General features: G+C 61.0%; 16 protein-coding genes. 9 read left to right on the plus strand and 7 right to left on the minus strand.

The genetic code is table 11. The features are described from left to right. Positions 1 to 157 precede the first annotated feature (157 nt). Positions 158 to 1,804 carry a malate dehydrogenase (quinone) gene (gene mqo, locus ACVHNU_RS13905; RefSeq protein WP_003226151.1) on the minus strand — a complete coding sequence of 549 codons (1,647 nt, stop codon included), beginning with the start codon at positions 1,802 to 1,804 and terminating at the stop codon, positions 158 to 160. A 561-nt stretch (positions 1,805 to 2,365) separates the two neighbouring features. On the opposite strand from mqo, the gene ACVHNU_RS13910 reads away from it, so the two are divergent. Next, positions 2,366 to 2,680, plus strand: a complete 315-nt coding sequence (locus ACVHNU_RS13910; protein ID WP_003226153.1) for a DUF2388 domain-containing protein — start codon at positions 2,366 to 2,368, stop codon at positions 2,678 to 2,680. Positions 2,681 to 2,760: 80 nt separating this feature from the next. Next, on the plus strand, positions 2,761 to 3,162 hold the full coding sequence (locus ACVHNU_RS13915; RefSeq protein WP_103520397.1) for a hypothetical protein: 402 nt from the start codon (positions 2,761 to 2,763) through the stop codon (positions 3,160 to 3,162). Here the strand turns inward: ACVHNU_RS13915 and ligD are convergent, their stop codons facing one another. From ligD to ACVHNU_RS13930, 3 genes are read right to left on the minus strand one after another with little or no spacing between them, the layout of a single operon-like run. Beyond that, positions 3,163 to 5,781 carry a DNA ligase D gene (gene ligD, locus ACVHNU_RS13920; RefSeq protein ID WP_473020024.1) on the minus strand — a complete coding sequence of 873 codons (2,619 nt, stop codon included), beginning with the start codon at positions 5,779 to 5,781 and terminating at the stop codon, positions 3,163 to 3,165. A 17-nt stretch (positions 5,782 to 5,798) separates the two neighbouring features. Then, a complete protein-coding gene (locus tag ACVHNU_RS13925) occupies positions 5,799 to 6,752 on the minus strand; it encodes a methyltransferase (RefSeq protein WP_473020025.1) in 954 nt (317 codons plus the stop codon). Between the two features lie 10 nt (positions 6,753 to 6,762). After that, entirely contained in the window at positions 6,763 to 8,142 is a 1,380-nt protein-coding gene (locus ACVHNU_RS13930; protein ID WP_473020026.1) for an iron-containing redox enzyme family protein, read from the minus strand. A gap of 314 nt (positions 8,143 to 8,456) precedes the next feature. Between ACVHNU_RS13930 and ACVHNU_RS13935 the strand changes: the two genes are divergently transcribed. Next, a complete protein-coding gene (locus ACVHNU_RS13935) occupies positions 8,457 to 8,915 on the plus strand; it encodes an REP-associated tyrosine transposase (protein WP_262141554.1) in 459 nt (152 codons plus the stop codon). 88 nt (positions 8,916 to 9,003) lie between these two features. On the opposite strand, the gene ACVHNU_RS13940 is transcribed toward ACVHNU_RS13935, so the two are convergent. Continuing rightward, positions 9,004 to 9,768: a tellurite resistance TerB family protein gene (locus ACVHNU_RS13940; RefSeq protein ID WP_262141555.1), complete on the minus strand. Its 765-nt coding sequence runs from the start codon at positions 9,766 to 9,768 to the stop codon at positions 9,004 to 9,006. A 259-nt stretch (positions 9,769 to 10,027) separates the two neighbouring features. Between ACVHNU_RS13940 and pcsA the strand changes: the two genes are divergently transcribed. Continuing rightward, positions 10,028 to 10,750 carry a phosphatidylcholine synthase gene (gene pcsA / locus ACVHNU_RS13945; protein ID WP_003226166.1) on the plus strand — a complete coding sequence of 241 codons (723 nt, stop codon included), beginning with the start codon at positions 10,028 to 10,030 and terminating at the stop codon, positions 10,748 to 10,750. A 133-nt stretch (positions 10,751 to 10,883) separates the two neighbouring features. On the opposite strand, the gene ACVHNU_RS13950 is transcribed toward pcsA, so the two are convergent. Beyond that, positions 10,884 to 11,696 (minus strand): class I SAM-dependent methyltransferase, encoded by an 813-nt coding sequence (locus tag ACVHNU_RS13950; protein ID WP_201137221.1) that lies wholly within the window; start codon positions 11,694 to 11,696, stop codon positions 10,884 to 10,886. A gap of 555 nt (positions 11,697 to 12,251) precedes the next feature. On the opposite strand from ACVHNU_RS13950, the gene ACVHNU_RS13955 reads away from it, so the two are divergent. Together ACVHNU_RS13955 and ACVHNU_RS13960 are read left to right on the plus strand one after the other, a co-directional pair. Beyond that, on the plus strand, positions 12,252 to 13,298 hold the full coding sequence (locus ACVHNU_RS13955; protein WP_103484856.1) for a class I SAM-dependent methyltransferase: 1,047 nt from the start codon (positions 12,252 to 12,254) through the stop codon (positions 13,296 to 13,298). A gap of 138 nt (positions 13,299 to 13,436) precedes the next feature. Then, the gene (locus tag ACVHNU_RS13960) at positions 13,437 to 14,279 is read left to right on the plus strand and encodes an NAD-dependent protein deacetylase (RefSeq protein ID WP_473020027.1); all 843 of its coding nucleotides are present in this window, start codon (positions 13,437 to 13,439) and stop codon (positions 14,277 to 14,279) included. 107 nt (positions 14,280 to 14,386) lie between these two features. Here ACVHNU_RS13960 and ACVHNU_RS13965 read toward each other — a convergent pair whose 3' ends face one another. Beyond that, positions 14,387 to 15,262, minus strand: a complete 876-nt coding sequence (locus tag ACVHNU_RS13965; protein WP_473020028.1) for a LysR substrate-binding domain-containing protein — start codon at positions 15,260 to 15,262, stop codon at positions 14,387 to 14,389. A 249-nt stretch (positions 15,263 to 15,511) separates the two neighbouring features. On the opposite strand from ACVHNU_RS13965, the gene ACVHNU_RS13970 reads away from it, so the two are divergent. The 3 genes from ACVHNU_RS13970 to ACVHNU_RS13980 are packed head-to-tail and all read left to right on the plus strand — an operon-like array spanning position 15,512 to position 18,093. Further along, positions 15,512 to 16,210, plus strand: coding sequence for a CoA transferase subunit A (locus ACVHNU_RS13970; RefSeq protein WP_103485108.1), 699 nt, complete (start codon positions 15,512 to 15,514; stop codon positions 16,208 to 16,210). Between the two features lie 24 nt (positions 16,211 to 16,234). Next, positions 16,235 to 16,900, plus strand: coding sequence for a CoA transferase subunit B (locus tag ACVHNU_RS13975; RefSeq protein WP_003226176.1), 666 nt, complete (start codon positions 16,235 to 16,237; stop codon positions 16,898 to 16,900). Between the two features lie 11 nt (positions 16,901 to 16,911). Next, positions 16,912 to 18,093, plus strand: a complete 1,182-nt coding sequence (locus ACVHNU_RS13980; protein ID WP_473020030.1) for an acetyl-CoA C-acetyltransferase — start codon at positions 16,912 to 16,914, stop codon at positions 18,091 to 18,093. Positions 18,094 to 18,237: the final 144 nt, after the last annotated feature.

Genomic DNA, 18,237 nt, shown 5'->3' on the forward strand with positions numbered 1-18,237 from the left:
GAAGGTTCGGGCCGCGATCGGACGATCTTTTGATCTTTATCTGTTCAGAGCAAGATCAAAAGATCGCAGCCTGCGGCAGCTCCTACAGGGATTGGTGGCATAAAAAAGCCCACTGACCGTTACCGGTGCAGTGGGCTTTTGCGTATCTGGCGTCTAGTTACAGAGCCATGTCACGTGCAGCATTTTCCTTCGGCGCCGCAGCTTTTTCAGCGGCAGGTGCAGCTGGAGCAGCCGCCTGACCGATTACCGGAGGCGTCGGCAGTTCGAGGATCTTGGCGGTGTACGCCCACTCTTGTGCCACTTTGGCCGGATCGCTGTTCAGCTGGGTGCCGTAGCTTGGCACGATCTGGTGCAGCTTGGCTTGCCACTCAGGGGTGGCGACTTTGTCTTTGAAGACTTTCTGCAGCACGCTCAGCATGATCGGTGCAGCGGTCGACGCGCCTGGCGATGCGCCCAGCAGGCCGGCGATGGAGCCGTCTTGTGCAGCAACGATTTCGGTGCCCAGTTTCAGCACGCCGCCAGCGGCTTCATCACGCTTGATGATTTGCACGCGTTGGCCGGCCTGCCACAGGCGCCAGTCTTCGGCTTTGGCGTTCGGGAAGTATTCCTTCAGCGCGTTCATGCGGTCTTCATCCGACAGCATCAGTTGACCGGCCAGGTACTCGACCAGCGGGTATTCCTTGATGCCGACCTTGGTCATAGGCCAGATGTTGTGGGTGGTGGTGCTGGTCAGCAGGTCCAGGTACGAGCCTTCTTTGAGGAACTTGGTGCTGAAGGTCGCGAATGGGCCAAACAGGATGACGCGCTTGCCGTCCAGAACACGAGTGTCCAGGTGCGGAACCGACATCGGCGGTGCGCCAACCGAAGCTTTACCGTAGGCCTTGGCCAGGTGCTGCTCGGCGATGGCCGGGTTATCGGTCACCAGGAACGAGCCGCCGACCGGGAAGCCAGCGTATTCCTTGGCTTCAGGAATGCCCGACTTCTGCAGCAGATGCAGAGCGCCGCCACCGGCGCCGATGAACACGAACTTGGCGTCGGTTTCGGTCTTGGTGCCGTCTTTCAGGTTTTTGTAGCTGACGCGCCAGGTGCCGTCGGCGTTCTTGGTGATGTCTTCGACTTCACTCGACAGCTTCAAATCGAAGTTAGGCTTGGTCTGCAGGTAACCGGCGAACTGGCGGGTGATTTCGCCGAAGTTCATGTCGGTACCCAGCGGGCTCCAGGTGGCCGCGATTTTCTGGTTCGGGTCACGCCCTTCCATCATCAGCGGGACCCACTTCTTGATCACAGCCGGGTCTTCGGAGTACTGCATGCCGGCGAACAGCGGGCTCGCTTGCAGGGCTTCGTAGCGCTTTTTCAGGAACTTGATGTTGTCATCGCCCCACACAAAGCTCATGTGCGGAGTGGTGTTGATGAACGAGCGAGGGTTCTTCAGAACGCCTTGCTGAACCTGCCAGGCCCAGAACTGACGGGACACCTGGAACGCTTCGTTGATCTCGACGGCTTTCGGGATCGTCACGTTGCCTTTGTCGTCTTCCGGGGTGTAGTTCAGCTCAGCCAGGGCGGAGTGACCGGTACCGGCGTTGTTCCAGCCGTTGGAGCTTTCCAGGGCGACGCCATCCAGACGCTCGACCATTTCCATCGACCAGCTTGGCTCCAGCTCATTGATCCACACACCCAGGGTGGTGCTCATGATGCCGCCGCCGATCAGCAGTACATCTACTTTCTTCGCTTCTGCAGCATTGGCGGAAGACATCCCCATCGCCAAAGCCAGCCCCAGCAAGGCCGTGTTCACTTTCTTAAACATCTGTTGCACCTATGATAAAACGCCTTCCGCCCGCCGCTGTTGTACGTGTGGGAGCCTTTTTCGCGACACTCAGGCCAGGGTCGCGAGCACCTTCACACTGCAATTTTGACGGGTGGGCACACAAGGCCGACGGACTGCATCGACCTCAGTTAATGTCCCTTCTGAACTGACTTCTTATCATTATTGGCTTCAGCTACTTGAGCGACAGGGATTCCGTCAGCCCGCCCAAGGGCAGGCAGACTGAATTAGGTCAAACCAAGTTGGCGCGAAGAATATCACGTCAGGGCAAACCCGCGCGTCTGTTCCCGACTTGAGAGTCTTTTTCCGCTCTGGGCGTTATCGGCCGGCCTGGGCGGAACATGACCCTGCGGCCGCTCTGGCTGAAGTCTTTCAGCGATTCGCGCAGGGCTGGCAGGCAAATCGGGTCTACAGTTAATAGCAGGTGCCTTGCTCACCAGGCGCTCACTGAGTCCTGTGCTTCGATGGAACTCCCTCCTTTCGCACACCTCTCACGCTATGTAGTACTTCCCTTTTGCTTCGCGCTTGTGGAGGAACACCGTCATGCGCAAGTTATTGCTCGTTTCGTCGTTAATCTTATGCCTGCCATTCGGCTCGGCCATGGCCCGTGTGGATGCCAAGGACGTCGCCACCTCGGCCGGGGTATCCGCTTCGCTTTATTCAACCTTCAAGGACCACAAGATGGTCATCCCCGCCCGTGACGACCTGACGGCATTTGTCGCCAGCGACGGTGCGATCCGAGGGGTCTATCTGGAGTCTGTATTGCAACAGGTGCGGCAGGACAATCCCGGCATCAACGCCAGCGATGAAGAGCTGGCCAACGCGATACTGGCGCATTACGAAGGCCTGAATCAGTAGCAGGCCCGTATAGCACCGCCGATGGATGGGAACTGAGCGACCATGGGCAAACTGGCCGAACGGCCTCTATGATGGAGGCCATGACGACTCCTTTGCCCATTCGCTCGCCTTGCCCACCCGGCGCCTGCATTTGCGGGCGCGATCCGTTGCTGGAAACGCCCGGCGCGGATGTGCGCATCTTGCTGCTGACCCGGCAGGAAGAAAAGCGCCTGCTCGAACGTCTGGAAAACCTGCAGAGTCTGGCCGATCTCGAACGCCTGCAGCGCAAGATGTTCGAGCAGTTGGGCATTCGCGTGGACGTCGCACCGGGCTTCAATGAGGTGCGCACCATGCGCGGCATTGCAATCGTCATCGACGAACTGCCCGGCCTTTGCCGCAAAACCCGGCAAGCAATCCCGGCGGCGATCCGCCGAGGTCTGGAAAATCGACCGGAAATTGCTTTCGAGCTACTCAACGCTCATGACTTGCTGCGCGACGCTTGATTACTTTTTCAGGCCCAGCCGTTTGCGCATGTCTGCGGTGATGCTCTGGCGGGTTTTCTTCAGGTCTGCCCACGGTTTGTCACCGACCTCCGCCAGGCGCTGGTGGACGTTGCTCACGTTCCACTGATCGGCCCCCTTCAGCTCGGCCACCTCTTCGCGATAAATTGGCACCGATACCGGCAAGCCTTCACGGGTGCGCGCGGCGTAAGCGCAGATCGTCGTCGCGCCAAGACCGTTACGCAGATAGTCGATGAAGATCCGTCCAACCCGATTCTTCGGCCCCGAAACCGCAGAAAACCGTTCCGGCAACAGCTTGGCCATATGGCTGACGATCGCGTGGCTGAAATCCTTGACCTCATCCCAGCCAAGTTTGCGCGTCAACGGCACCACCAGGTGAATGCCCTTGCCGCCGCTGGTCTTGAGGAACGCCTTGAGTCCCAGTTCATCGAGTACGGTCAGGGTCAGTGCCGTGGCTTCCACCATGCTTTTCCATGGCAATGCCGGGTCGGGGTCGAGATCGAGGACAAACCGGTCAGGCTTGTCCAGATCGACCGTAGTGGCGTTCCAGGTGTGCAACTCGACCGTGCTCATCTGCACCGCGCCGATCAACGCTTCGGCGTTGTTGATCAGCATCACCGGCTGACCAGTGACGTCCTTGTCCAGCGTGGTGATGCCGGGAATCGCCAGATGCTCGGCGTTTTTCTGGAAGAACAGCTCGCCGGCGATGCCGTCCGGCGCCCGTACCAGCGCAACCGGGCGATCCTTGAGCTGCGGCAGAATCCACTCGGCGACGCTGGCGTAATACTCGGCCAGTTGCATCTTGGTGGTGCCGCTGACCGCATCGATCACCCGATCCGGGTGAGTGATACGCACCTTGCCGCTGGCCAGCCCCAGCTGTGACGGCGCCGGTTCGGCTTTCCTTGACTCAGCCGCTTTGTTTGATTCGCTAGCTTTCTTCGACGAGGCAGCTTTTTTCGCAGGGGTGGCTTTCGCTGAAGTTTTCACGGGTTTCGCTCGCTCCTCGGTAATCGCCTTGGCCGGTTTGTCATTGCGCAGACCATGGAACACGGCGTGGCGTACCGAGCCGTCCTTGGTCATTTCAGCGAACGCCACTTCTGCCAACAGATTCGGTTTGAGCCAATGCACGCCTTTGGCTTCGAAGCCGCTCGGCGGATTGACCACCGCCGCCTTCTTCACCTGCAACGGCTTGAGCTGGGCGAGGATGCTTTTCAGCGTGGTTTCGTTGAACCCGGTGCCGACCTTGCCGGCATAGCGCAACTCGCCGCTGTCGCGATCATGCAGGCCCAGCAGCAACGCGCCGAACGCACTGCGCGAGCCTTTCGGATCGGTATAGCCGACGACCACGAATTCCTGCCGATGCTTGCACTTGAGCTTGATCCAGTCGCTACTGCGCCGCGACACGTAAGGCGAGCCGAGGCGTTTGCCGATCAACCCTTCCATCTGCATCTGGCAGGCGCTGTTGAGCAGTGCATCCGCCGTTTCGTCGAAGGCTTCGGAGAAGCGCAGCAACGGCTGCTCATGCCCACCGAGCACCGTGGACAACGCCGCGCGGCGCTCCTCGACCGGCACTTCGCGCAGGTCGACACCGTTGAGGTACGGCATGTCAAACAGGTAGTACATGATGCTGGCGCTGCGCCCGGCTTCGAAGGCGTTTTGCAGCGCCTGAAAGTCCGGTACACCGCGCTCGTTGGTGACCACCACTTCGCCGTCCAGCCATGCTGACTCAAGGCCCAGCTCAGCGAGGGCTTGCGCCTGTTGCGGCAGTTTGTGCGTCCAGTCGTGACCGTTGCGGGTGAACAGTTGCACCTGATCGTGATCAATGCGCGCCATGATCCGGTAGCCATCGAACTTGATCTCGTAGCTCCACTGCCCCTCGGGTGCGCTGTCGACCAGGGTCGCCAGTTCCGGCTTGAGTTGCGCCGGCAGTTTGGCCTTGCGTGCTCCGGTGAGTGTTCCGGACGCCGCTTTGCGAGGTTTGGCCGCAGACTTTTTCACAGGTTTGGCTTGCTCGGCGGCGAGCCTCGGTTTGCTGATCAGGGTACGCTCGCTGAGCACACTGTCCGGCTCTGCACTGAGCACGTCATAGTCGTCTTGCGGGCGGGCGGCGCTGTCCTGATGTTTGATCAGAAACCAGTTTTCCTTCTTGCCCGGCATGTGCGTGCGCACCAGATTCCAGATCCCGGAGAGCTTTTCGCCTTGCAGCTCGAACTTGAGTTTGCCCTTGGCGTAAGCCTTGGTCGGATCCTCCAGCGGAATCCACACGCCGCGATCCCAGACGATCACATCGCCCGCGCCATAATGCCCCTCGGGAATGCTGCCCTCGAACGTGGCGTAATCCAGCGGATGGTCTTCGACGTGCACCGCCAAGCGCTTGACCTTGGGATCGAGCGACGGCCCCTTCGGCACCGCCCAGCTCTTCAGCGCGCCATCGAGTTCCAGGCGAAAGTCGTAATGCAGGTGCGAAGCGTCATGCTTCTGTATGCAGAACTGCAGCGCATGGTCGCTGGCCTTGCTGCGGCCACGGCGTTTGACCGCGGCGGGCTCAGACGTCGCCGAAAAATCGCGCATGCGGTTGTAGTCGTCGAGGTTCCTGGTCATGGCGCACCTGCCTTGTGTCAGCCAATGCGGGTCACGGTCAGCGCGACCACGGCGATCCGGTCCACTCGCTGGTAACCGGGGTTCAACAACTCTTCACCGAACACGTCCGGGTCCAGTTCGCGATAGGTCCAGGCGAATCGCGTTGAATCCAGGCGTGGCACCACGGTGTCGAAAAACGGATCGCGGCCATCGACCATGGCCACGCCGGTGTAGAGCAGCAACGAACCACCGGGGGCCAGCCGATTGAGCGCCTGCTCGACGATACGCAGCGACAATCCGGCGCCGAGCGAGCCACCGCCATGCCGATAAGCACGCCCGGCCGGGTCGGCCATGTACGGCGGGTTGGCGACAATCAGGTCGAAGGTTCCTTCGGTGCCCTGCAACACATCGCTGGCCTGCACCTCGACATTGGCGACCTCGGCCAGTGCCGCGTTGATCGCGGTCAGGCGCAGCGCGGCGGGGTTGATGTCCACCGCCAGCACCTGCGCTTCACGCCGGGCGCGGGCAATCAGAATCGCCCCGACACCGGCACCGCAGCCGATGTCCACGGCACGCTGGATCGGCGCAAAACTCTGCTGCAGATGCGCGTGAATCAGTTGCGCAAAACGATAGGTGTCGGGACCGAAAAATACCGAGTCGGCGGCGTCGGTGGGAAAGCCCGAATGCACGAACAGCAAGTCATCCAGACTCGACCAGCGCACCCGGCTCTTCAAGCGGCCGTCGTAGACGTCAATCACTTGCGCATCCTGTAACTGCCGTTGTTCGTCGGCAGACAACAGCCCCGGCTCGAACGGGCGCGACCAGCCGAAGACATCGCGCAGGGTGTCGGCGACCTGCCCTTCGTCACGCTGGTTGACCCGCTGATGAGTCAAGGGCGTCGGCGTGACGAAACGGTAGCCGTCAGCCTGCAAGCGCCGGCCGAGTTGCAGCAGTGTCAGGTCGTTGGCGGACAGTTGTTCTTCCTGATTCATGGAGATTTCCTTAGCGCAGACTGGATTTGAGTTCGATAAAACGACGTGTCGCCAGCAGACCCGCCGGGTGCGCGTGCCGGGCCGGTGACAACCATGGGATCAGCGTCGCCATTTGCGCGTGTCCGTCCTGACCTTGCAGCGCGGCCGTAAGGCGCTGCACATCGGGATCGTGTTCGGGAACGGCGGCGTCCGGGGTGGCGACCTGACGAGTGCGTCTTGGCGCCTGGGCTTTCTCGGACGGCGTCCAGTCGCCGGCAATCCAGTCGTGCAGCAGCTGCTTTTCATACGGACTGAACACGCCGAACATCGCCGCACCGTCGCCATCGATCAACTGCCAGAAACGGCTGGCCTGCGGATCTTGATTGCGCTTGATCCAGCCTTTGTCCTGCATCGCCTGAAGAAATCCGGGCAGTTGCTCGGGGGTGGCCAGCCACTGATTGACGGTTTTGCCTTCGAAGCGGCAGTAGTCGGAATGCATGTGCTGACCGAACGGACGTTTGCGCTCGAGCATCGCCAGCACTTCCTGCTCGAGGTCGAAACCTTCGATGATTGCGCGGCTGCCCTGCCCCAGGTCGTTGAGTCGATAGCCCAGCGACACCCGGCGCAGGAATTCGCCACGATCAGCTTCCAGCGGCAGCAGGTCGAGCACCGACTGCACGGCTTTTTGCGCATGGCCGGTGCTGGCGTTGTCGATGGTCACGTGGAGGGTGAAGTAGTACGGATCAATGCCCAACTCGCTGAGTTCGTAGGCACTGATCAGCAAGTGCAGCGGCAATTGTTCGTAGCCGAGGTTGTAGCCGATCACCTCGGGCAGAAAGCTTTCGCCACAGGCGCCGAGTGCCAGTTGCAGCGCGCCTTGCAGGTAGCGTTCGTCGTCGATGGCACCGGCGTCCTGCAAGCCGTGCTCAGCGAGCAGTTTGCGGTAGATCACCACATGATTCTGCGCAGGATTGCCGTCGCCGAGCTCTTCCAGATAGGTACACAGCAACCCGTCGAAACGCAGGTCGCGCCATTGCGGCAACAAACCGTACAACCACGCGCCATCCACCAGTTTGGTCGGCGCCACGGCTTGCAGAAAGTACAACGCATGGGCTTTGTTGCTGAAGAACTGGCGCGGCCCGCCAGCCTTGCGTTGTTGCAGGTAGTCGGCGTATTGCCGGGCAACGTCGGTGCAATGTCGGGCGACCCAGTCCTGCCAGGCAGACGGATCCTGCGGTAGCGCTTCGGGTAACAGCGCGGCACGTTGCAACTGCTCGGCGAGAAAATCCTGCGCAAGATTTTCAGGCTGATCCTCGAGCAGCAGTGCCTCATAAATACGCCGCAATTCACCGTTGGCAGTGATTGGCTGGTGCTGCGCACTCGGCGCATGCAGAGGGGTCAGGGCAGTCATGTCAGTGTTCTCGCTCGGTTGGCCGGTCAGGGCGTTGTTTCACGCCTCTACAGCAGCAGAGCAACCGCTACGGAGAAAAATTCAATCAACATGAAAATCGCCCTGACGGACGGCCGGATCAGCGCCATTTCTCTTTCACTTGACCACTGTAGGAGCTGCCGAAGGCTGCGATCTTTTGATTTTGTCTTTTACGATCAAGATCAAAAGATCGCAGCCTTCGGCAGCTCCTACATTTACATCGTGTAATGGCTTGGCCGAGCGGGTTGTTTTTGGAGCGCTAGTGTTCAAGGACGATGTTTACGGAGGGCAATGGAATGCCTGAAGCTGCAAAAGCCTGCGGTTTACGTAAGGGACGTTATTCGGAGGTTGGGCGGGTTTATATGCTGACGGCGGTGGTTGAGGAGCGTCGACCGGTTTTTTCGGATTGGAGAGCGGGACGACTATTGGTAGGACAGATGCGGGCTGCCGATCAAGCGGGAATGGTTCATTCGCTAGCCTGGGTTGTGATGCCGGACCACCTCCATTGGCTGGTCGAATTAAAACAAGGCTCTCTGGCGCAATTAATGTGCCGCGTCAAATCGCGCAGTAGTCGCTCGGTCAACCTGCTGCAAGGCAATTCGGAGCCGCTGTGGCAACGCGGATATCACGACCGGGCCTTGCGTCGCGATGAAGACCTTAAAGCGGCCGCCCGCTACATTGTCATGAATCCATTGCGGGCAGGTCTTGTGCAGCGTTTGGGTGATTACCCGTTGTGGGATGCTGTCTGGCTCTGAAGGTCAAAAGATCGCAGCCTTCGGCAGCTCCTACATTGGAATTCGTCTCTGTAGGAGCTGCCGAAGGCTGCGATCTTTTGATTCTGCTTTAAACCGTCCCCTTGGCCTGCTGTTCCAGATGCACCTGCAATTGCGGGTCGATCTGCAACGCGGCAGCCAGTTCATCCAGGTAGGTGCGTTCGGCGTCTTGCTGGTCGTCCACCAGGATCACGCTGACCAGGTACATTTCGGCGGCCATGGCCGGGTCGCCGTTGGCGGCCTCGGCTACTTCGTTCGCATCCAACGGTTTGGCAACTTCAGCGTTAAACCATTGCTGCAATCCTGGATCGTCGGTGTGTTTGCCAATCTCTTCATCGATCATTTGCCGTTCCCGTGCGTCGATCTCACCGTCAGCCTTGGCTGCCGCGATCAGCGCCCGCAGCACAGCATGCCCGTGTTCCTCGACCTCGGGCCCGGCCAGCAGATTTGCGGTTGGCGGAATCTGCTGTGGCGCCGCCGACGCCTGACTGCGTTGCCAGGCCTGATACGCCTGGAAAGCCATCATTCCCAGCGAGGCCAGTGCCGCATAATTGGTACCGCTGGAACGGCTTTGCGAACCGCCACCACCGAGTGCCCCGCCCAACGCGCCGCCCAATCCAGCGCCACCGCCGCCAAGCAAGCCCCCCAGCAATCCACCCAAACCGCCCAGCCCACCGGACTGCGCGCCACTGGCACCTGTACTCGCGCCGCCGCCCAACAAGCCACCGAGCAAGCCGCCCAGTCCGCCCAGACCTGCGCCAGCCGAGGCGCCACTAGATTGTCCCGCCGAGGCCTGGCCTCGCAGCAGTTGTTCGAGCAAATCGCTGGTGTTCATGATCTCGTCCTCAGGCATTGGCAATAACTGCGTCAGGCAACGATAGACCGCCGACGCCGGCGCGCCAGCACCGTTTGGCTGACACCGGCTGCCGTCGGCGGATTTCGCCGAGGTATTTTTTGTGCGGCCAGCTAAGATTCAAAGGTGATGAACCTTATCCCGGCCTGACCGGTCGATAGCTGCAACCCGACCCGGTTTGCCGGCGCCCTTTGCCAAAGGGTGATAACCGGCTTGCTTCATTTATCTGGAGAACGCCCCTGTGATATCGACCGTACACATCGCCAGGCTCAAAGCATGGGGCGCCCATGGTTTTACCGCGACCGGCGTGGTCACTGCATTTCTGGCGACCCTCGCTCTGCTGGAGAACCAGCCGACCCATTGCCTGATGTGGCTGGGCGTGGCGTTGATCGTCGACGGTCTCGACGGGGCGCTCGCACGCAAGGTCAACGTGCAATCGGTGCTGCCGAGTTTCGACGGTTCGATCCTCGATCTGGTGATCGACTACCTGACCTACGTGTTCATCCCGGCGCTGTTTATCTACCGCTACATTCCCCTGCCCGACTACACCTTGCTGCTGAGCGTGTCGCTGATTCTGGTGTCGTCGCTGTTCTGTTTCTGCAACGTCAACATGAAGAGCAAGGACAACTACTTCGTCGGCTTCCCCGCCGCGTGGAACGTGGTTGCCCTGTGCCTGTACATCATCAATCCGGGGCCGTGGATCACCTTTTTGACCATCATCGGTCTGGCGCTGTTGACCGTCACCCGCATGAAATTCCTCCACCCGTTCCGCGTACGCCGGTTCATGCCGATCAACATCGCGGTCACGGCGATCTGGCTGCTGTGCAGCCTGTCGCTGGTGCTCAATCACCCGGTGATCAATCCGCTGGTGATGGGTTTGTGGCTGCTGGCGTCGGCGTACTTTCTGGGGATCTGCATCTGGCGTACGGCGCTGGAGTGGGTTGATGGGGCGCATTTGAAATAGCGCCATACCTGTCAAACACCATTCCCCTGTAGGAGTGGGCCTGCTCGCGATGGCGGTATGTCAGTCGGATATTTTTCTACTGACACAGCGCCATCGCGAGCAGGCTCACTCCTATAAAGGTTTCATTGATCTTTCAGCGTTTGGTGATGACCACCTCAAGGTACTCGCTCGGCACCACCAGCGATCGCTCTCCCACCCGGTTCGAGCGGTTGAGCAGGTCCGCCAGATCACTCTCCAGCGCCTGCCCGCTTTCCGGCGGCAGTGCCGCAAAGGCCTTGTGCACCGGCCCGTACCAGTGGCGGAAAATGTCGATGAAATGTGCCGCCGAGCGATAGCGGAAGTTGAACGTGCGCCGCGTGACCTGCAGCAGGAACTGGCGCTCATCGAAGTGGCTGTGCAACCACGCTTCGGTGCCCCAGTTCGACGGCGGCTGGGCCACGGCGGGCGGCGGCACGTGGCGGCCGAGGACTTTGAACATCTGGCCGACGAAGCCCTCCGGCGTCCAGTTCGCCAGGCCGATCCGCCCGCCCCGTCGGCATACCCGCGCCAATTCCGCAGCCGCGGTGGCCTGATCCGGGGCGAACATCACGCCGAACGTCGAGAGCACCGCGTCGTAACTCTCGTCGGCGAACGGCAATGCTTCGGCATCGGCGACCTGAAAAATCACATCAAGATGCTCGGCCCGCGCCCGATCCTGTCCACGCTCCAGCAACGCCGCGACATAGTCGGTCGAGGTCACCTGACAACCGCGTCGCGCCGCCGCCAGAGTCGCATTGCCATTGCCGGCGGCGACATCCAGCACCTCCTCATCGCAGCGCAAGTCGCAGGCCTCGGCGAGATTTTCGCCGACGATCTGCAAGGTGGTGCCGATCACCGCATAATCGCCGCTGGCCCAGGCGACTTTCTGGCGCTCTTTCAGGCCCGTCAGATCAATGGGGGTACTCATCAATCGTGCTCCGCTGCAGGTTGGGGGGACTGGCCCACTCACTCCACTATCGCGCCGAGGGTCAACGGCGTCCCAGTCAATCGTCCGAAGAGCCGCTAAAACAGTGGCCGGGCCGATGAGTGGCGGGATTTTGTAAAGCCCTCGAAACACTGGCGGGATTGCCACGGGCGTGCTGGAGCGCTTTCGGGCCTGGGACAACGATCAATGGCTGATGGTGCGCGACCTGTGAACGGGCGGCGACTGGCACTAAACGACGGAATGCAGCATCACATATCCCCGTGGGAGCGGGCTTGCTCGCGAATGCGGCGTGTCAGCTAGCCGATTAGTTGACTGATACAACGCCTTCGCGAGCAAGCCCGCTCCCACAGGGGGATTGGGTGAGCCACAAACGCTGCATCTTGCTCCAGCCCGGCTAGACTGATTCATTACCCGGTCGAGGGGGAATGCAGGACGGAGTCAGCTGTGCCCTGCCCACTTCTGTGACCACTGCCCTGCGGCCCATGCCTCGACATCGTTTTGCCACCGGACGGTGATCCTGTATCAGGAGCACTCGTGATGGACGAATCAAGGCTCAATGCATTCATGGGCAAACTGGTCAACGACATGGGCGGCGCCGCAATGCTGGCGAACGTGATCGTTGGCGAAGAACTCGGGCTGTACCGGGCAATGGCCGACAGTCAGCCGATTACCCCGCAAGCCCTCGCCGAAAAAACCACCTGCAACCCGCGCCTGGTGCGCGAATGGCTCAGCGCCCACGCCGCGTCCGGCTATATGGAACACCACGATGGCCAGTTCCGTCTGCCGGAAGAGCAGGCGCTGGCCCTGGCTGTCGAAGACTCGCCGGTGTATGTCGCCGGCGGACTCGGTGTGGTGGCGTCGTTCTTCCACGACAAGGACAAACTGGTCAAAGCCATGCGCGGCAACGGCGCCCTGCCCTGGGGCGATCATCACCCCTGCATGTTCAGCGGCACCGAACGCTTCTTTCGCCCCGGCTATAAAGGTCACTTGATCGCGGAATGGCTGCCGGCGCTGGAAGGCGTGATCGCCAAACTTGAAGACGGCGCCAAAGTCGCCGACATCGGCTGCGGCCACGGCGCCTCGACGGTGATCATGGCGCAGGCGTTTCCCAACTCGCAATTCGTCGGCTTTGACTTCCACGCGCCGTCGATCACCGTCGCCACCCAGCGCGCCGAAGAAGGTGGCGTCAGCAGCCGGGCGAAATTCCTCCAGAGCACTGCCAAAAGTTACCCCGGCAGCGACTACGACCTGATCTGCTACTTCGACTGCCTGCACGACATGGGCGACCCGGTCGGCGCTGCGCGGCATGCGTTTAAATCGTTGAAGGATGACGGCACGGTGCTGCTGGTCGAGCCGTTTGCCAACGATGCGCTGGACGACAACATCAACCCGGTTGGGCGACTGTTTTACGCGGCCTCGACTTTTATCTGCACGCCGAATTCGCTGTCGCAGGAAGTCGGCCTGGGGCTGGGTGCGCAGGCCGGAGAAATGCGCTTGCGCAAGGTGTTTGCCGAGGCCGGGTTCAAGCATTTCCGCCGGGCGACGCAGACGCCGTTCAATCTGATTCTGGAGGCGCGCAAATAGATCACCGCTATCACCTGTGGCGAGGGAGCTTGCTCCCGTCGGGTAGCGAAGCGACCGCAACAACAGGCCTGCTGCGCAGTCCAGCGGGAGCAAGGTTAATGCTAACCTGCGGGCATCGTCCTCCCCGGAGTGCTGACCATGCTCGACAGCCCGACCCACGAACACCTCGATACCTTGCACCAGGCCATGGCCGATGGCGATTTCCTGGTGCTGACCGGCGCCGGTATCAGCACGCCGTCGGGCATCCCGGATTACCGCGACAGCGAAGGAGTGCGTCGTGGCCGGCAGCCGATGATGTATCAGGAATTTCTCGCCGCCCCGGAATCCCGTCGTCGCTACTGGGCGCGGGCCATGCTTGGCTGGCCGCGGGTGCGTCAGGCACGACCCAATGCCGCGCATCAAGCACTGGCCGAGTTGCAGCGCCGGGGACTGATCAGCGCCTTGATCACGCAGAACGTCGATACCCTGCACGATCAGGCCGGCAGTCAGGACGTGATCGAATTGCACGGCAGCCTGCACCGGGTGCTGTGCCTGGATTGCGGCCAGCGCAGCGCGCGTGACGACATTCAGCAGCGGATGGTCGAGCAGAATCCGTATCTGGCCGGGGTCGACGCGGTGCAGGCGCCGGACGGCGATACCCTGCTCGACCCGGCCTTCGAAGCACGCTTTCAGACTCCGCAGTGCCCGTATTGCGCCGGTGAACGGATGAAGCCGGACGTGGTGTTTTTCGGCGAGAACGTGGCGCAACCGACAGCGGCGCGAGCCATGGCGGCGGCAGAGAATGCTGCGGGATTGCTGGTGGTGGGTTCGTCGCTGATGGCGTATTCGGCGTTTCGTCTGTGCCGGGTGATTGCTGATCGGGGCAAGCCGTTGCTGGCGATCAATCTGGGCAAGACCCGCGCCGACGATCTGCTGGATCTGAAGATCGAGGCGTCATGTGAAAAGCTGCTGCCGCTGCTGGTGCAACGCTTGACTTCCTGAACCGATGATTACCCTGTGGGAGCGAGCCTGCTCGCGAAAGCGTCCTTTCAGCCAAGACTGTCCTCGACTGATACCCCGCCTTCGCGAGCAAGCCCGCTCCCACAGGATCAATGTTCGGCCTTGAGAATATCGAACAGTGCCTGCGCCGCCGCCGACAGTTCATTGCCCGGCTCAGTCAACACGCCAATCGCCCGCTCCACCGAATCATTCAGGGTCAGGCAACACGCACCCAGTTCCTGCATCTGCTCGGCACACAACGCCGGTACCGCGCTGACCCCGAGCCCGCTGGCAACCATGCGCCCGACCGTTGCCAGTTGATGGCTTTCGAATTCCACCGGCAGTTTCAGGCCCCGAGCCTGCAAGTGTTCTTCGAGCATCACCCGTACCGTCGACGGCCGTTGCAGGGTGATGAACGGTTCCTGCAGCAAGGTCTGCCAGTCGATTTCGCCAAGCCCGGCCAGCGCTGAATCCTGTGGTACCACGGCGACAAAGCGGTCCATGTACAGCGGGGTAAACGTCAGCGAGGTGTTCTGCATCGGCTCGAACGCAACGCCCAGCTCCACCTGCCGGTCGCGGACCATCTCCAGCACTTGCTCGTTGATCACGTCGTTGACCGTGACATTGACGTTCGGATAGCGCGCGCGGAACGTCTTGAGGATCGGCGGCAGCAGGTTGCCGGCAAACGATGGCATCGCCGCCAGCGTCACCCGTCCGCGTTGCAGGCTGAAGCGCTGGCGCATTTCGTCTTCGGCGTTGTCGCAGTCGGCGATCAGGCGCCGGGCCAACGGCAGCAGCGATTCGCCTTCGGCAGTCAGCGCCACGTTGCGCGTGTTGCGGCTGAACAGCCGCCCACCCAGCCCCTCTTCCAGCGCCTTGATGGTCAGGCTCAGTGCCGATTGCGACAGGTGCAGGCGCTCACAGGCCACAGCGAAGCTCAGGCTCTGGGCCACGGCGAGAAAGGCGCGGATCTGTTTGATGGTCATACTGGATACCTTACCGTTTCAACGTCGTACCTACTGTAGGAGCTGCCGAAGGCTGCGATCTTTTGATCTTGATCTTAAAAAACAAAATCAAAAGATCGCAGCCTGCGGCAGCTCCTACAGGGATAGCGTCAACTATTGAGCTTTATCAATCAATCAACCTTAAAAATCAACTTAACAAATATATCCCTCAGCGAGACACTCCAGTCATTCGGCTAGCCAGCCGCCCGACAAACAATAAAAGAGGTGCATATGGCAGGTTTCGACAAGCGCGTGAGTTCCTACGAGGAAGCTCTGGCGGGCCTGGAAGACGGCATGACCGTGATCGCCGGCGGCTTCGGCCTGTGCGGCATCCCGGAAAACCTGATCGCCGAGATCAAGCGCAAGGGCACCCGCGACCTCACCGTGGTTTCCAACAACTGCGGCGTCGATGGTTTCGGCCTCGGTGTGCTGCTGACCGACCGCCAGATCAGCAAGGTGATCGCCTCCTACGTCGGCGAAAACAAACTGTTCGAAGAGCAACTGCTCAAGGGCGAGATCGAAGTCATCCTGACCCCGCAAGGCACCCTCGCCGAGAAAATGCGCGCAGGCGGCGCCGGCATCCCGGCCTTCTTCACCGCCACCGGCGTCGGCACCCCGGTCGCCGAAGGCAAGGAAGTGCGCGAGTTCAACGGGCGCAAATACCTGATGGAAGAGTCCATCACCGGCGACTTCGCCATCGTCAAAGGCTGGAAAGCCGACCATTTCGGTAACGTCATCTACCGCCACACTGCGCAGAACTTCAACCCGCTGGCCGCCACCGCCGGCAAGATCACCGTGGTCGAAGTCGAAGAAATCGTCGAGCCCGGCGAGCTGGATCCGTCGCAGATCCACACTCCCGGCATCTACGTCGACCGGGTCATTTGCGGCACGTTCGAAAAGCGCATCGAACAGCGCACCATCCGCAAATAATTCAGGCTGACGGAGAATAAAAACATGGCACTTACCCGCGAACAAATGGCTCAGCGCGTCGCCCGCGAAATGCAGGACGGCTACTACGTCAACCTCGGCATCGGCATTCCGACCCTGGTCGCCAACTACATTCCCGAAGGCATGGAAGTCATGCTGCAATCGGAAAACGGCCTGCTCGGCATGGGGCCTTTTCCGACTGAAGACACCATCGATGCCGACATGATCAACGCCGGCAAACAGACCGTCACCGCGCGCATCGGTGCATCGATTTTCAACTCCGCCGAATCCTTCGCGATGATCCGCGGTGGGCATGTCGACCTGACCGTGCTCGGCGCGTTCGAAGTCGACGTCGAAGGCAACATCGCTTCGTGGATGATTCCCGGCAAACTGGTCAAGGGCATGGGCGGCGCGATGGATCTGGTGGCTGGCGCCGACAACATCATCGTGATCATGACCCACGCGTCCAAGGACGGTGAGTCCAAACTGTTGGCCAAGTGCAGCCTGCCGCTGACCGGCGCCGGCTGCATCAAGCGCGTACTGACCGACCTCGCCTATCTGGAAATCGAAAATGGCGCTTTTGTCCTCAAGGAACGCGCACCTGGCGTCAGCGTCGAGGAAATCGTCGCCAAAACCGCTGGTAAACTGATCGTCCCGGATCACGTACCGGAAATGCAGTTCGCTGCCCAGTGAGGAATTCGAAAATGCAAGACGTCGTAATTGTTGCCGCCACCCGCACCGCGATCGGCAGTTTCCAGGGTTCTCTGGCCAGCGTGTCCGCGGTGGATCTGGGCGCTGCGGTGATTCGCCAGTTGCTCGAACAGACAGGCCTGGACGGTGCGCAGGTCGATGAAGTGATCATGGGTCAGGTGCTGACTGCCGGCGCCGGCCAGAACCCGGCGCGTCAGGCTACGATCAAGGCCGGCCTGCCCCACGCCGTGCCGGCCATGACCCTGAACAAGGTCTGCGGCTCGGGCCTGAAAGCCCTGCACCTGGGCGCGCAGGCGATCCGTTGCGGCGATGCCGAGGTGATCATCGCTGGCGGTCAGGAGAACATGAGCCTGTCCAACTACGTGATGCCGGGCGCACGCACCGGTCTGCGCATGGGGCATGCGCAAATCGTCGACACCATGATCAGTGATGGTCTGTGGGATGCGTTCAACGATTACCACATGGGCATCACCGCCGAAAATCTGGTGGAGAAATACGACATCAGCCGCGAGCAGCAGGACGCCTTCGCCGCCGCTTCGCAGCGCAAAGCGGCGGCGGCCATCGAGGCCGGGCGCTTTGTCGATGAGATCACGCCGATCCTGATCCCACAGCGCAAAGGTGACCCGGTAGCGTTCAAGGTCGACGAACAACCACGCGGCGACACCACCGCCGAATCGCTGGCGAAACTGCGTCCGGCGTTCAAGAAGGACGGCAGTGTCACCGCGGGCAACGCTTCGTCGCTGAACGACGGCGCCGCTGCGGTGATCCTGATGAGCGCCGAGAAAGCCAAGGCCCTGGGCCTGCCGGTGCTGGCAAAAATCGCCGCGTACGCCAACGCCGGCGTTGACCCGGCGATTATGGGCATCGGCCCGGTCTCGGCCACCCGCCGCTGCCTGGACAAGGCGGGCTGGAACATCGGCCAACTCGACCTGATCGAAGCCAACGAAGCTTTCGCTGCGCAATCGCTGGCAGTGGCCAAGGATCTGCAATGGGATCTGGACAAGGTCAACGTCAACGGCGGCGCCATCGCCCTCGGTCACCCGATCGGTGCGTCGGGTTGCCGGGTGCTGGTGACGCTGCTGCACGAAATGATCAAGCGTGATGCGAAGAAAGGTCTGGCGACCCTGTGCATCGGCGGTGGTCAGGGTGTGGCGCTGGCGCTGGAACGCGCTTAACCCAAGAGTTCACAGCGCGCGGTGGATCCACGACATCCGCTGCTCGCTGGCAACAAAAACCCGGTGCGACTTGCGTTGCACCGGGTGTTTTTTTGTCCTTTGAAATTTGCAGTGAATGTTCCTCCCTCTTCGCGAGCAAGCCCG

This window comes from Pseudomonas sp. Ors-4-3C, assembly GCF_055755035.1.